We start from the raw sequence: 13,732 nt of genomic DNA, 5'->3' as shown, positions 1-13,732 counted from the left end.
ACGGCTGTCACTACTAAAGACGTCGCCTTACGGTGATACTGGTTGGCATCCGAACCATCAGAGTTCGGGCGATTTTGAAGATAAGGGAGCGACGCAACATGCTCAAGGGCATCAATCCACTGCTCAATGCCGACGTGCTCCATGCCTTGCGCGCAATGGGGCACGGAGACCGCATCGTGGTGTGCGATACTAATTTCCCTGCCGACTCCATCGCGCGTCAGACCGTGTTGGGCGAGTTGCTTCGCATCGACAACGTCAGTACGGCAAAGGCGATCGAAGCCATCCTCTCGGTGCTGCCGCTCGATACGTTTGTCGACGATGCCGCGATCCGCATGGAGATTGTTGGCCAGCCCCAGGAGGTGCCACCGGTGCAGCGCGAGGTGCAGGCCGCGATCGATCGCGCCGAGGGGCGCTCCTGGCCGCTGGTCGGGGTCGAGCGCCATGCCTTCTATGAAAAGGCCAAGACGGCCTACTGCGTAATTGCCACTGGTGAGCGGCGCTTCTACGGCTGCTTCCTGTTCTCCAAAGGCGTCATCGCGCCGGACGGAGAGTGACGACCATGAGCAAGACGGACGTCGCTGTGCTCGACATCTTCGTCGTCGATCTGGCCTTCCGGGCCGGCAACATGCCTGCGATCGGCGAAACGATCGCGGGCTCGGGATTTGCCATGGGACCGGGCGGCAAGGGATCGAACCAGGCTGTGGCCGCAGCGCGCGCGGGTGCGGACGTGACCTTCATCTCCCGGATCGGCAGCGACGCCTTCGGTAACCTTGCCATCAAGACCTGGGAAGCCGAGGGCATCAGGCCGCGCGTGGCTAGGACCAAGGAAGGCGCCGACGGGTGCTGCCTTCATCTATGTCCACGAGACGCGTGGCGACAACGCCATCATCGTGGTGAGTGGAGCGGCTGGTGGTCTCAGCCCGGCTGATGTCGATGAGGCGGCGGAGGCGATCCGCGAGAGCCGCGTCGTCGTGACCCAGCTCGAGCAGCCGGTCGCGGCCGCGCAGCGCGGGCTTGAGATCGGGCGCGCTGCCGGCAGCATCACCGTGTTCAACCCGGCTCCTGCGGTCAAGCTCGACGATCGCCTGTTTGCCTTGTGCGACTACGTCGTTCCCAACGAGACCGAGGCTGAGGCGCTGACCGGGATCACGGTGAGCGATCTTGCCGGCGCCCGCCGCGCCGGAGACGCGCTGCTGGCCAAAGGAGCGGGTACCGTGCTGATCACGCTCGGCGAGCGCGGAGCGCTGTTTCACGGGCGAGACCGCTCGCTGCACGTGCCGCCGTTCGCCGCAGGCAAGGTGGTCGAAACCGCGGGCGCGGGCGATGCATTCGTCGGCGGCTTCGCAAGCGCGCTTGCGGGTGGCGCCGGTCCACTGGAAGCGGCGCACTTCGGTTCGGCGACAGCGGAGATTTCCGTGACGCGCGCGGGCGCTGCGCCTGCCATGCCGTGAAATCCACCATCAATGTGCTGTCCGTTTCGAGTCCGGTAGGGCGCGCGGAGCATCGCCGACATCGTCAAGGTCAGGCGCCTGGCCGTATCCCATGCGTTTCATCTGCTCATGTACCTGCGCCATTTCAGCGTCGCTGAGGCGCGGCGGCTCGCCGATAGCCAAGGCGTGGACATACATCTTCGCCAGCGTCTCTACTTCCACGGCGAGCCAAAGCGCCTTTTCAAAGGTCTGGGCCGTCACAATCAAGCCATGATGGCCAAGGAGGCAAGCGTTGCGATCTTCGAGGGCTTTGAGGGCGTAGTCCGATAGTGCCTGCGTGCCGAAACAAGCATAAGGCGCACAGCGAACATCGTTGCCACCCGCAACTGCGACCATGTAGTGGAAGCAGGGAATGCCACGCTCGTGCACGGCGAGAATCGTGCTGAAGGTGGAATGCGTATGGAGCACGACCCTAACGTCTTCGCGTGCTCGTAGAATATCGCGGTGAAACCGCCATTCGGATGAAGGACGATGGTTGCCTTGGTAGTTCGCGGCAAAATCCATCGCGACAACGTCCTCTGGCTGCATCCGATCATAGGGCATACTGGTAGGCGTGATCAGCATGCCACCTGGAATTCGGTGCGAAAGATTGCCAGATGTGCCCTGATTGAGACCGTTTCGATTCATCTGCCGGCAGGTATCGACAATACCTTGGCGGAGATCGGCATGATTGTGGTCTGTCATGAGGCGGGCTCCGAGAAAGCGATCCAGGACTGGTAGGCGGTGGAAAGGCCGCGCGGCTCGAACCCATCATTGCTAAGCGATGTGACAGCTTCAAGTACTACGCTCGAAACCGGCTGCGTACGCGAGAATCGCCGCCACAGCAGCGCAGCGCCAAGCGCCGTTCCGTGCGGTGATTGACTCACCCTGACGCTCTGCGAAGGTCGCAAGGTCGCAATGCAGCGGGCGAAGGGCAAATTCGCCGCAAAGCCACCATCGATGACTACGCATTTTGAGCTCTCAAGTGCATCAAGGCAGCGGTTTGCGCTGAACGCTGCGTAGAGAAGTGCCAATGCCTGCCATTCGGCAGGCGTCTCGGGAGACGGTCCGATGACCCGTCCGCGGCGAGCAGCGCCCGGAAATAATCCGTCGTCGCCAATGAAAGAGGGGAGCGCCAGGGTCCCCTTCGACAGCAGGGCCGACAATGCGGCGAGGACAGCTGCATCAGAAGCACGATGTTCCCCGCGGATCAGGTCGTATTCGCGGCCGGTCGCGATCAATGTCGAAGGTGCATTCTCGCCATCAACATCGATATTGAGCACCATCGCGCGCGTGCGATCGAGTTTGCCCAGGGAGAGGTCGCGCTGAAATGCAATCATCCAGGTGCCGGTCGATAGGATCGAGGCATCGGCCATGCCGGCAGCCTTGTAGCGAAACAGGTTGGCGTTGGAATCATGCACGCCACAGAGGATCTCGGTCGATTGCGCCAGGCCAGTGCGCCTCGCTATGGATTCCGAAACCGTCCCTAGCACCGCGCCGGCTGCGACGCGTTCGGGCAGCAGATGGCTCCAACCGCGCTTGCGCATAAGAGAGGAAGGCTGATGGTGGACGAGGTCCCAGATATGGCTCTGAGCCGCGAGCTGCGAGATTTCACTGGCCGCACGTCCGCCAAGCCACAAGGCGAGAAACTGCGCAGTGGTCAGATAGGTTCTTGCGCGGGCGAATTCGACGGGATATGCGCTTTCCTGCCACAGCAGCTGCTTTCCGAGCCGCATCGCGCCTCCAATTCCGCAAAACACCTCATCGTAACCCGGCGCGATCCGGGCATAGGCTTCATCGATTTCGGGCGGACAGACGGCATCATAGTCCATCATCGGCAGCACTGGCGCATCGCCATCGACGAGAACCGCGCCGCATCCATGCGCAGCCACTATCACGGCGCCGATGGCATGGCGTTGAGACACGTTGGCAAGGGTATCGAGAAACCATTCCTCCAGCCCGGCAAGATCATAGGCGAGGTATAGGCCCTGAGTCATCGGCACGTTCGGAATCGCATGTGTTTCGAGGGGCCACCCGTCGTCACTCGCCACCAACAGCTTGAGACTGGTCTTGCCAATGTCGAGAACCGCGATAGTGGTCGAGACGATCGAACTCATCATCGCTGGCTACCGCGGCGCTTTGCCGGCGAAATGAGGAACCGCCGCAACGGCAATCAAGATTCCACCCCAGATCGCCAACGTGAGGAATTGGCTAAGGTTCAGAAGGTTGAATGCCGAGGAGATAACCTGAAGGATGATCAGTGCAAGCAATAGCCCGCCAACCTTGCCGAAGCCACCAAACGGATCGATGCCGCCGAGGACGGCCGCAAGAATGGTGACGAGCAGGTAGCTCTCGCCGTATGCCGCGTTGGCCGAATTGAAACGTGCCAACATGACCACCGCTGCCACGCCCGCGAGCAAGCTGGAAAATACATAGAGTTTGAGAAGGACGGCGCGGGTATTGACGCCGGAGTAGCGGGTCGCCTTCTCGTTCGAGCCGATCATGTAAACCTTCGCACCGAACGGCGTCGCGTTCAGCATGAGCGCGACGGGCAAGGCGCAGAACGCGAGTACGATCAGAGCAAAGGGTACCCCGAAAACCGTTCCGTTGCCGATAAACACAATCGACTCCGGGAATCCGGAGATGACGTTACCGCGCGACAAGCCGATCGCGAGACCCTTGCAGAGCGTCATCGTGCCGAGCGTGGCTAGGATCGGCGAAACGCCGAGATAGGCGATGACAAAACCATTGAGGAGGCCGACCAATGCGGCCACTGCAAATCCTGCAGCGATCGCAAACACCTGAATGCCGACCCAGGCGAGGCCCTGACTCCCCGGGATGTAGCGCGTCAGCAGGAACGCGATGGTCAGTCCGGACAGATTGGCGGTCGCGATGATGGAAAGGTTGAGTCCACCAGATAGCAACGCCAGCATCATCGCGAGCGAGAGGATGCCAAGTTCGGGCATCTGGAAAGCCATGGATTGCAGCGTGTTGACCGAGAAGAACCGGTCGCCGATCGTGATCGCGAACACGACCCAGAGCGCGAACAACAGCAGGACGAGGGTGGCGACCGTGCCGCTGCCGGCGAGGCCGACCATGCGCCGACGAAGTGAGAGGGCGGGTACATTGCTCATCGGGATGCGCTCTGGCTTCGCCGCTCGCGCTGCGACCAAGCGGTCGCAGAGACCGAAATGAGAATAACCAAGCCGACGAAGAAGGGCGACCAGTAAGACGAAACGCCCAGCAAAATGATTCCATTTTGGAGTACCGCGAGCAGCGTCAAGCCCAGAAACGTGCCGAAGACCGTGCCGACGCCGCCCATCAGGCTGGCGCCGCCGAGCACGACGGCAGCGACCACATCGAGTTCCTTGCCCACCAGCACCGTCGGGGCGACGGACTGCGCGAGTTGTGCCTGAATCAGGGAGGCGATTCCGGCCATGACACCCATGTAGCAATAGACCAGCATGTTGAGGCCGAAAATGTGGAAGCCGAGCCGCTGTGCAGCATCGGCATTGCCTCCCATGGCATAGATCTGCCGGCCAATATTAGTTCGATTAAGCAGAAGCCAGGTGACGAGAAATGCCAGCGCGAGCGCGAGGATTTGCAGGTTGATACCGTACGAGCTATCCTTGCCCCATTCGAACTCGAACCAGAATATTCCGGTCGCAAACCAGTCAGGCAACGAATAGATGTATTTGCCGCCGGTGAAGAAGATCAGAAGCCCATAGAAGATGTTCAGCGTCGCGACCGAAACGATGATCGATGGTATTCGAAGTTTCTGGATGAAGAACGCGTTGAGGGCACCGAGCGCACCGCCAATTCCAATCGCGATGGCGAAGACGCCGACCCAGTTCGCCCCGTAAGAATTGGCAAGCGAAAGTGTGACATACTGCGCTACCGATGCGGTCGCGGTGAATGAGATGTCGATTCCGCCGGCGATCAGCACGACCAGCAGCCCGAGCGCCAGGATGCCGACAAATGCATAAGAGGTCAGCAGATCAAACAGATTCTGCATAGTCAGGAATTGGGCGTTCGCGAAGCCCAAGCTGGCGCAGAGCCCGAGGATGACTATCAGCAGCCAGAACTCATGGCTGCGACGAAATCTGCTGAATGATGCGATGTGCGATTCAGGCATTGACGGCCTGCCGAAGCGCATCTTCGGAAGTGCCTGCGGCAGGCACGTCGGTTGTCAAACGACCTTCCCGCATCACCAGCACGCGATGACTATGATAAAGGACCTCGGGTATTTCGTCTGATATCATCAGCACCGCAACGCCGTCGCGGGCCAGCCGCCGGATGATTTCATAAATGCCGTCCTTGGCGCTGATGTCGACGCCCACCGTGGGGCTATCGAGGATAAGCACCCGCGGATTCGTCGCCATCCATTTGGCGAGCACGACCCGCTGCTGATTGCCCCCGGAGAGCGTCTTCACCGGGTTGGCCGGATTGGCGACCTTGATCCCGAGTTCAGCAACCCACCGAGCGACATGGGTCTGTCGCGCGCGTGCGGTAATCAAGCCGAACGCGCCAGCCAGACGATCCAGCACCGTAAGCGTGACGTTCGCCGTGACGGACTGATTCAGGATGAGACCAAGCGTAAGCCTATCCTCGGATACGTAGGCGATCCCTCGATCGATCGCCTCTGCATTTGTACGGAGGGCGATGGGCCGCCCGTCAAGTGCGATGGTGCCGCGATCGGGCGGCTTCATGCCGAACAGGGATAGCGCCAATTCGGTTCGCCCTGAGCCGAGCAGACCGGTGAGACCCACTACTTCGCCCGCGCGCAACTGCAAGCTTACATCCTCATACTCGCCCTCGCGGCCCAGGCCCTTAACTTCCAGCACAACCGGGCCAGCGGCACGCTCAGGCGCCTGTATTTGATACTCGAAGGACTTGCCGGTCATCAGCTGGCTGAGTTTCCGCCCATCGATTGTGTCTGCAGCAAAAGTACCGACTTTGGCGCCGTCGCGCAGCACCGTCACGCGTTGGGCGATTTCAAGCACCTCATCGAGACGGTGGCTGACGAAAACGACGCAGATGCCAGCACGCTTCAGCTCGCTTACGAGCGCGATCAGGGCGTTCACCTCGTGGCGGGTCAACGATGCCGTCGGCTCATCCATAATCAGGAGTTTGGCATCCGCAGCCAAGGCGCGGCAGATCGCGACCAGCTGGCGTCCGGCAATGCTGAGCTCTGACACTTTCGCGTCCGGGTCAAACTCGACGCCGATCTTTGCCATTATGGCCTTCGCGGTGGCGCGCATTGAGGCCCAGTTCACCGAATGGAGGCCGCAAAGATGGTGCGCCATCGCGATATTCTCGGCGACGGTGAGGTTGGGGAATAGCGAAAGATCCTGATAGATGACCTGAATTCCGCAATGCGTGGAGTAGACCGGGTTTAGTTTGGGATATTCCTTGCCGGAAATTGCGATACGGCCGCCAGGCTCTGCTGCCTCGACGCCCGAAATGATCTTGATCAGGGTGGACTTGCCGGAGCCGTTTTCACCAACCAGGCAATGCACCTCGCCGACTTCCAGAGTGAGATCGACGTCGCGGAGCGCGTGCACGCCGCCGAAGCTCTTCGATATGCCGGACATCTCCAGGAAAGTCGCCAAAGGTTCGCCTGCAATGGACCGTTCGATCGTGCGATCACCCGAGAGGTACCGCATTCCCGACCGGAAGGGCCGGGAATGCAGCGCGATGAGGCGACTAAACCGATGCCGGCCTAGAGCCCTCCGGCGATCAGACCGTCGATGGTTTCCTTGTTGATGCGCATGATCTTGTCTACCTTGATCTGCTTTCCTGCAACGTCGACGGCTGCTTTGCCGAGGCCGGGTACATCGACGCCATCCGTGATCGGCTTGCCATCGAGCACGAGTTTGGCCACCGCGACCATCGCGTAACCCGCATCGGTGGGATTCCACAGAAAACCTTCGCGGATCGTATCATCCGCGATAAGCGACTTCGCCTGGCTTGGCAGCACGGTGCCGACAATTGCGATCTTCTTTCCAAGGCGTTGTTGACGCACGGCATTTCCTGCCCCGATTGGTCCGTTCGAACCGAAGCCGAGAATACCATGCAGGTTAGGATAGGCCTTGATCACGTCAAGCGTCGTGCGCTGGCTAGTGTCGATCTCGTCGGCGCCAGGGAAGCGGTCGGCGACGAGCTTCATTTTTGGAAAATTCTTCTGCTGGTAGGCAATCGCGGCATCGGCCCATTTGTTGTGAAGTGGCGTCGTAAGAGTTCCGACGTAGACCACATAATCACCTTCGCCGCCCATGTCCTTGGCGAGACGTTCCATCTGCACCTCGCCGAAGCGAACGGAGTCGATCAATTCCACATTCCAGTCACGGCCTTCCTGTTCCGGACCCTCATGCGTGATGACCTTGATTCCCGCGGCCTGTGCGCGCTTCAGCACGGGCTCGCAGACTTTTACATCAAGTGGCACCAGGCCGATCACGTTGACCTTCTTGGCAATCAGATCCTCAAGGAGCTTTACTTGCTGTGCCGGATCGACGTTCGCCGGGCCAACCATAGTGGCATTGATGCTGAAATCCTTCGCACCCTTCTGGATTCCCTTTTCAAGTGCGTTGAACCACGGAATTCCCGCGATCTTCACGACCGTGACCATTTCCTTTTGGGCTTGCGCAAAGGCAAAGCCCGGAAAACCGGCACCGGCCAACGCGGCCGTACCACCGATCAGCTTGAGCGTCTGGCGTCTGTCCATTGTTCCCTCCCAGGAAACGATCTTGGATTCCGCACCCTTGACCTGACAGTCGCTGGGGTGGGGCAGTCGAGCCTGTTCTTGCTTGGGGACAGAAAGTGTTGCCTGTCCAACCGCAGGACCTTGAAGGACATTAGAGACCGGCGCTTCAGAACGTGTCAAGCAAGTGACATGTTCGCCAGCCACCGTCGCAGTGCGATACCTGATCTTCTCTTCGAGCTGCTGAGTGAGGAGCTGCGAGCGATCAGCGCTCCTACAGCCATCATCTCAGCGAAGGAGCGCCACGCCACCCCGCCGGACGAAAGCAAGTAGTCCCAGCTTCCGGCTTCAACCCAGCTTCAGCAAGCGGGCTTCGTTCGGCTCGCGTAGCGATTCACACTTTTCCCTGAGTGTCATTTTTTTCGTCACGCGCGTGGATGCCACGATGAAAGGCTGGCCATGGCCAGCTTCGCCGTTGCACAATCCCTTGCCGCCCACGAATATCCGACTGTCATTGTTACGCTTTCTGCTTCCACAATTGTCGTCGGTTGGCCGTGCGTTCAGATCGTGCCTCGCGCCGGAGCGTCCGCCCTTGGCTTGTCAGCATCGCAAGTTGCGTGCCATCCTAGCGCGATACACGCACGGGAAGGTCAATTCCCGGCATGGCTACGCGCCGCGTTAGGGTGGAACACAAACGCTCAGGGAGACACGACATGGTGTGGACGCTTCGTCTGGCGGGGCTGGCTTGCGCCGGCTTGCTGCTGTCATCGGTGAGTGCTCTGGCAGGTCCCAAGGTCGTCTCCGGCCCCGGCGCCGACCCCGCCTGCTTCAAGCCATGGTCGTCCGAGACCAAATTCTTCCAGTGGCCCAAGAAGGCGGGCCCCTACAGGATCGCCCTGGTCAACGGTTTTGTCGGCAACACCTGGCGCATCCAGATGGTGAAGACTGCCAAGGCTTTCGCCGATCAGCCGGGTATCAAGGAGAACATCAAGGAGTTCAAGGTCGTTTCCACCGGGACCGATGTGGCGGCGCAACTTGGCGCGATGGAGGACTTCATCAACCAAGGCTTCGACGCAATCGTCACCATTGCGGTCGCGCCCGACGGTTTTGATCGCATCATCCGTCTTGCCGACAAGAACAACGTCGTGGTGGTGCCGTTCGACAACGTCCTCGACACCGACAAGGTGATGATGGTCAACGAGGACCAGAAGGAAATGGGCCGCATGTCGGCCAAATGGCTGATCGACGAGAGCGGCAAGAAATCCGGTGACATCCTCGAAGTCCGCGGCCTGCCCGGAAACTCGGTCGACCGCGATCGTCATCTCGGTTTCCGCGAGGTCATGGAAGCGCCCGGCAACAGCTTCAAAATCACCGAGGTGGTTGGCAATTGGGACACCGGCACCTCGCAGAAGGTGACTGCGGATGCGCTGGCTGTGCACGGCCATTTCGACGGAGTATTCACCCAAGGCGGATCCGACGGCACCGTGCAGGCGCTGATGGCCGCCAAGCATCCCTTTGTGCCGATGTCGGGCGAGGGCGAAAATGAGTACCGCAAGCAGATCGCCGATCACGCCAAGGACGGACTGAAGGGCATGTCCTACGGCCAGTCGCCGGCGCTGGTGGCGATCGCGACCAAGGCGGCGATCTCGGCGCTGCAGGGCAACGTCATGCCGCAGTTGATCTCGATCCCGATTCCGGTGGCGACCTACAAGGATCTCAAGCCGGGCACGAACTACTGGCCTGAGCTCAAGGCCAACTTCTTTGCACCGAACCAGTTCACACCGTGTGGCGTGAACTTCACTGCGCCGGAAATCATGTCGCAGAGCGAGAAGAACACCCAGTGACGTCTCGAGTGATATCTCTGTCACGGCCCGGCATCCGCCGGGCCGTCGTTGCGTGAAGGCCGGGTGATGCCGGCTGCCGACCCGACGCCATCCGCCTTCCTGGAGCTCGCCGGCATCTCCAAGCGCTATGCCGGCGTTCGTGCTCTGGAGGGGGTCGATTTCGCCTGCGAGCGCGGCAAGATCCACGCCGTGCTGGGCGAGAACGGTGCCGGCAAGTCGACCTTGATCAAGATCATCGCCGGGGTGGTGCAGCCCGACAGCGGCCGCATGCGCCTCGCAGGGAGCGCCGTCAGCTTTGCTACGCCGTCGGCGGCGAATGCGGCCGGTGTCGTCTGCATCTTCCAGGAGCTATCGCTGATGCCCGACCTCTCGGTCGCGGACAACATCTCCATTGCGTCCCCGCCGCGGCGGTTCGGCTTGATCGATGCGAAGGCCCAGCGCCGCCGCGCCGAGGAGCTTCTGGCCGAGATCGGCTGTGAGGACGTCAATCCCCTGAGGCACGTGCGCGATCTGCCCCTATCGCGGCGCCAGGTGGTCGAGATCGCGAAGGCGCTCGGCAAGCGGCCGCAGTTGCTGATCCTCGATGAGGCGACATCGGCACTGACGAGCGCCGATGTGGAGAAGGTCTACGCGATGCTGGCACGGCTCAAGGCCGAAGGTGTCGCAATCCTGTACATCTCGCACCGCATGCACGAGGTCGAGGCGCTCGCCGACCGCGCCTCGGTATTTCGCAACGGCCGCCATATCGAGACCTTCGACAAGGGCGTGCGTTCGACCGCCGATATCGTCCAGCTCATGATCGGGCGTGACATCGCGGCCCAGTACCCGCCCAAGCCGGCGCGCAATGCTGCGAGGCCGGTGCTGGCGCTCGAGAACCTGTCGTGGGAGAGGCAGCTCGATCGCATCTCACTGAGCGTCGGCGCCGGCGAGATCGTCGGGCTTGGTGGCCTCGACGGTCAGGGTCAGAAATCCCTGTTGCTTGCTCTGTTCGGCGTTTTGCGCGGCGTCACTGGTCGCATCATGGTGGCAAACCGCGAGGTGCATCCCGGCTCCCCGGCGGCGGCAAAATCGGTCGGCATCGCGCTCGTGCCTGAGGACCGCAAGACCGAAGGACTGATGCTGCCGATGTCGATCGCGGACAATCTTGCGATCGCATCGCTTGACGCCCTTTCCACTGGCCCATTCATCGATGCCGGCAAGGAACGCACCGCGATCCAGCGGGCCATCGCACGGCTGCAGATCAAGTTGGGTGCAGCGAGTGACGCGGTCTCGACGCTGTCGGGTGGAAACCAGCAGAAGGTCGTGCTCGCCAAATGGCTGATGACCGATCCGCGCATCATCCTGCTCAACGATCCCACGCGCGGAATCGACGTAGGCACCAAGCAGGAGCTCTACCGGCTGATGCGCGAACTCGCCGACCAGGGCGCCGCAATCCTGTTCTACTCGACCGACTATGACGAGCTGATCGGCTGCTGCGACCGCGTCGTCATCATGTATGACGGCCGCATCGTGCGCGAGCTCGAGGGCGACGACCTCACCGAGACCAACATTGTCGCAAGCTCCCTGAATGTCGACACCGATATCGCAGCGGGGGCGGCGCATGCTTGACGATCTCGCGATCAGGATCCGCCAAAACATCGGTCTGGTCACCGCCATCCTGTTGTTCTGTGCCCTCTACATTTTCTACAACGCCGCGCATCCCCGCGGTTTCTCCTCCGCCGTGCTGGTGCAGAATGGCGACGAAATCTTTGCGCTCGCCATGCTGGCGATGGCGCAGACCGTGCCGGTCTTGATGTCGGGCCTTGATCTCTCCGTCGGAGCGGTCATGACCATGGTCGGCTGCTTTGCGAGCTACCTCCTGACCGGCGCGGCAGGTGGTGCGCCGCTGCATCTCGACATGTTCGGCGTGCATCTCGGCCTCGGCACCTTTCCGGGCGGCGTGAGCGGCATTCTGCTCGGGATCGCCGTGTGCCTTGCGATCGGCGCGGCTGCCGGCTTTATCAATGGTTGCGTTGTCGTCTATGGGCGCATCCAGCCGATCATCGCGACGCTTGCGACCGGCGCGGTCTACATCGGCATCGCGCTTTTCCTGCGTCCGACCCCGGGCGGCAAGATCGATGTTGATCTGAACTGGGCGCTGACTAACTCGCTCGGCGATTTCGCCTCGACCGTGCACATCTTCGACGAAGGCGCGGCTGCCTGGTTTGTGCCGTTCGCCTGGATCCCGGTGCCCTTTGTGCTTCTCGTTCTCATTCCGCTGCTGGTATGGGTGCCGTTCCGCCGCTCCGTTCTCGGCCGCGCCGTCTATGCGATCGGCTCGGCCGAGGGCGCGGCTTATATGTCCGGCCTTCCGATCGAGCGCGCCAAGATCGCCGCCTTCACGCTCGCGGGCTTCTTCGCCGGCTGCGGCGGTCTCTTCCTTGCTATCCAGACTTCGTCTGGGAATGCCGACATTCCGCAGGCCGGCGCCTATACGCTCAACTCGATCGCCTCCGTGGTGATCGGCGGCACTTCGCTGCTGGGCGGAACCGGCAGTGCGATCGGGTCGATCTTCGGCGCCATGGTCTTGCGCGTGATTTCCTTCTTCTTCCGCATCTTCGACATTGCCCCTCTTCTGCAGCCGCTGTTCGAGGGCGTGATCCTGCTCGCTGCCGTCAGCATCGGCGCCTTGGGTATGCTGCGCGTCAAGAACACTTTGGAGCTGTTTCGATGACGGCGGCCTCATTCAGCCTCTCGCGCGACGATCGCCCGATCCTGATTGCGGCGCTGTTCATCGTCGTCATTCTCGTCGCGGGTACGGTTTACACGTTCGCCCGTTTCGGCAGCGCTCCCCTGTTGTCTCCGGCCTATCTTCTGCAGCAATTGCAGATCGGTGCGTTCCTCGGGATCGTCTCGGCCGGCATGATGATCGTGATCCTGATCGCGCAGATCGATCTGTCGGTGCCCTGGACGCTCGCCGCCGCGGCTATGATGGCGACCTCGGTCGGCGGTCCTCTCGCAATTCCGGTCGGGCTCGGGGTCGGCGTTCTGGTCGGGCTCGTCAACGGCGTCGGGGTCGCGTATCTGCGGGTCCCCTCGATGATCTTTACGCTGGGCGTGAATGCCGTGATGCGCGGCTTGATGGTCGCGCATACTGGCGGCTACGCACCGCAGACCGGGGCGACCGACCTGATGCGTATGCTGGCGGGCGATCGCACGCTCGGCATTCCCAACGCGCTGTTCGTCTGGGCCGCGGTGTCCGTGCTGGTGGTCGTCATCCTGCAGCGCATGTCGCTCGGCCGCTACATCTACGCCATCGGCAACAAGGAGGCGGCGGCCTATCTCGCCGGCGTCAACACGCGCCGCGTCACGGTGGTCTGCTTCGTCCTCTGCGGCCTTGCTGCCGCGCTCGCGGGCGTGCTGCTCGCCGGCTATTCCACCAAGGCCTACCAAGGCATGGGAGACGCCTATCTGCTGCCCTCGATCGCCGCCGTCGTGATTGGAGGCACCAACATCCTCGGCGGCCGCGGCCGCTATCTCGGCACGCTGATCGGCGTCGTCCTGATCGTGCTCCTGAACAGCGTATTGTCGATCATGGAGATGCCGGAGGCGGGCCGGCAGGTGATCTATGGTCTCGTTATCATCTTCATGCTGCTCGTCTACGGGCGGGGCGAACGCGTCATGAGCTAGACGGCCGGCCCAAGTAGCCCGTCGTCTTTGCGAATTGGAAACACCCTCGC

General features: G+C 61.5%; 11 protein-coding genes and 1 pseudogene. 6 read left to right on the top strand and 6 right to left on the bottom strand.

Annotation, left to right across the window (positions count from 1 at the left end):
* The first annotated feature begins 98 nt into the window (after positions 1-98).
* Together AC0L2J_RS09785 and AC0L2J_RS09780 are read left to right on the top strand one after the other, a co-directional pair.
* On the top strand, positions 99-554 hold the full coding sequence (locus AC0L2J_RS09785) for an RbsD/FucU family protein (RefSeq protein ID WP_473248330.1): 456 nt from the start codon (positions 99-101) through the stop codon (positions 552-554).
* Between the two features lie 5 nt (positions 555-559).
* A pseudogene (locus tag AC0L2J_RS09780) lies at positions 560-1,451 on the top strand (ribokinase).
* A 9-nt stretch (positions 1,452-1,460) separates the two neighbouring features.
* Here AC0L2J_RS09780 and AC0L2J_RS09775 read toward each other — a convergent pair.
* The 6 genes from AC0L2J_RS09775 to AC0L2J_RS09750 form a co-directional block, all read right to left on the bottom strand.
* Positions 1,461-2,174, bottom strand: coding sequence for a class II aldolase/adducin family protein (locus tag AC0L2J_RS09775; RefSeq protein ID WP_473248331.1), 714 nt, complete (start codon positions 2,172-2,174; stop codon positions 1,461-1,463).
* A complete protein-coding gene (locus tag AC0L2J_RS09770) occupies positions 2,171-3,589 on the bottom strand; it encodes an FGGY family carbohydrate kinase (protein ID WP_473389004.1) in 1,419 nt (472 codons plus the stop codon). Before AC0L2J_RS09770 ends, AC0L2J_RS09775 begins: the two co-directional genes overlap by 4 nt.
* Before the next feature lie 6 nt (positions 3,590-3,595).
* Positions 3,596-4,603 carry an ABC transporter permease gene (locus tag AC0L2J_RS09765; RefSeq protein WP_473248333.1) on the bottom strand — a complete coding sequence of 336 codons (1,008 nt, stop codon included), beginning with the start codon at positions 4,601-4,603 and terminating at the stop codon, positions 3,596-3,598.
* Positions 4,600-5,604 (bottom strand): ABC transporter permease, encoded by a 1,005-nt coding sequence (locus AC0L2J_RS09760; RefSeq protein WP_473248334.1) that lies wholly within the window; start codon positions 5,602-5,604, stop codon positions 4,600-4,602. The genes AC0L2J_RS09765 and AC0L2J_RS09760 overlap by 4 nt, the downstream gene beginning before the upstream one ends.
* Positions 5,597-7,081: a sugar ABC transporter ATP-binding protein gene (locus AC0L2J_RS09755; protein ID WP_473389003.1), complete on the bottom strand. Its 1,485-nt coding sequence runs from the start codon at positions 7,079-7,081 to the stop codon at positions 5,597-5,599. Before AC0L2J_RS09755 ends, AC0L2J_RS09760 begins: the two co-directional genes overlap by 8 nt.
* Before the next feature lie 110 nt (positions 7,082-7,191).
* Positions 7,192-8,193, bottom strand: coding sequence for an autoinducer 2 ABC transporter substrate-binding protein (locus tag AC0L2J_RS09750; RefSeq protein WP_063992897.1), 1,002 nt, complete (start codon positions 8,191-8,193; stop codon positions 7,192-7,194).
* A gap of 689 nt (positions 8,194-8,882) precedes the next feature.
* Between AC0L2J_RS09750 and AC0L2J_RS09745 the strand changes: the two genes are divergently transcribed.
* The 4 genes from AC0L2J_RS09745 to AC0L2J_RS09730 all read left to right on the top strand — a co-directional run bounded on the left by AC0L2J_RS09745 (position 8,883) and on the right by AC0L2J_RS09730 (position 13,682).
* Positions 8,883-10,013 (top strand): sugar ABC transporter substrate-binding protein, encoded by a 1,131-nt coding sequence (locus tag AC0L2J_RS09745; RefSeq protein ID WP_007608731.1) that lies wholly within the window; start codon positions 8,883-8,885, stop codon positions 10,011-10,013.
* Positions 10,014-10,079: 66 nt separating this feature from the next.
* The gene (locus tag AC0L2J_RS09740; protein WP_473389002.1) at positions 10,080-11,621 is read left to right on the top strand and encodes a sugar ABC transporter ATP-binding protein; all 1,542 of its coding nucleotides are present in this window, start codon (positions 10,080-10,082) and stop codon (positions 11,619-11,621) included.
* Positions 11,614-12,726 (top strand): ABC transporter permease, encoded by a 1,113-nt coding sequence (locus AC0L2J_RS09735; RefSeq protein WP_473389001.1) that lies wholly within the window; start codon positions 11,614-11,616, stop codon positions 12,724-12,726. Before AC0L2J_RS09740 ends, AC0L2J_RS09735 begins: the two co-directional genes overlap by 8 nt.
* Entirely contained in the window at positions 12,723-13,682 is a 960-nt protein-coding gene (locus AC0L2J_RS09730) for an ABC transporter permease (protein ID WP_007608738.1), read from the top strand. The genes AC0L2J_RS09735 and AC0L2J_RS09730 overlap by 4 nt, the downstream gene beginning before the upstream one ends.
* Positions 13,683-13,732: the final 50 nt, after the last annotated feature.

Source organism: Bradyrhizobium sp. MV1.5, assembly GCF_055807615.1.
Note: the sequence above shows the minus strand (reverse complement) of the source record. Positions and strands in the feature narration are given on the sequence as shown.

Coding starts and splice junctions, on each gene's coding strand:
- AC0L2J_RS09785 (WP_473248330.1), top strand. CDS start 99: ATGCTCAAGGGCATCAATCCACTGCTCAATGCCGACGTGCTCCATGCC.
- AC0L2J_RS09775 (WP_473248331.1), bottom strand. CDS start 2,174: ATGACAGACCACAATCATGCCGATCTCCGCCAAGGTATTGTCGATACC.
- AC0L2J_RS09730 (WP_007608738.1), top strand. CDS start 12,723: ATGACGGCGGCCTCATTCAGCCTCTCGCGCGACGATCGCCCGATCCTG.
- AC0L2J_RS09740 (WP_473389002.1), top strand. CDS start 10,080: ATGCCGGCTGCCGACCCGACGCCATCCGCCTTCCTGGAGCTCGCCGGC.
- AC0L2J_RS09745 (WP_007608731.1), top strand. CDS start 8,883: ATGGTGTGGACGCTTCGTCTGGCGGGGCTGGCTTGCGCCGGCTTGCTG.
- AC0L2J_RS09760 (WP_473248334.1), bottom strand. CDS start 5,604: ATGCCTGAATCGCACATCGCATCATTCAGCAGATTTCGTCGCAGCCAT.
- AC0L2J_RS09750 (WP_063992897.1), bottom strand. CDS start 8,193: ATGGACAGACGCCAGACGCTCAAGCTGATCGGTGGTACGGCCGCGTTG.
- AC0L2J_RS09735 (WP_473389001.1), top strand. CDS start 11,614: ATGCTTGACGATCTCGCGATCAGGATCCGCCAAAACATCGGTCTGGTC.
- AC0L2J_RS09765 (WP_473248333.1), bottom strand. CDS start 4,603: ATGAGCAATGTACCCGCCCTCTCACTTCGTCGGCGCATGGTCGGCCTC.
- AC0L2J_RS09770 (WP_473389004.1), bottom strand. CDS start 3,589: ATGATGAGTTCGATCGTCTCGACCACTATCGCGGTTCTCGACATTGGC.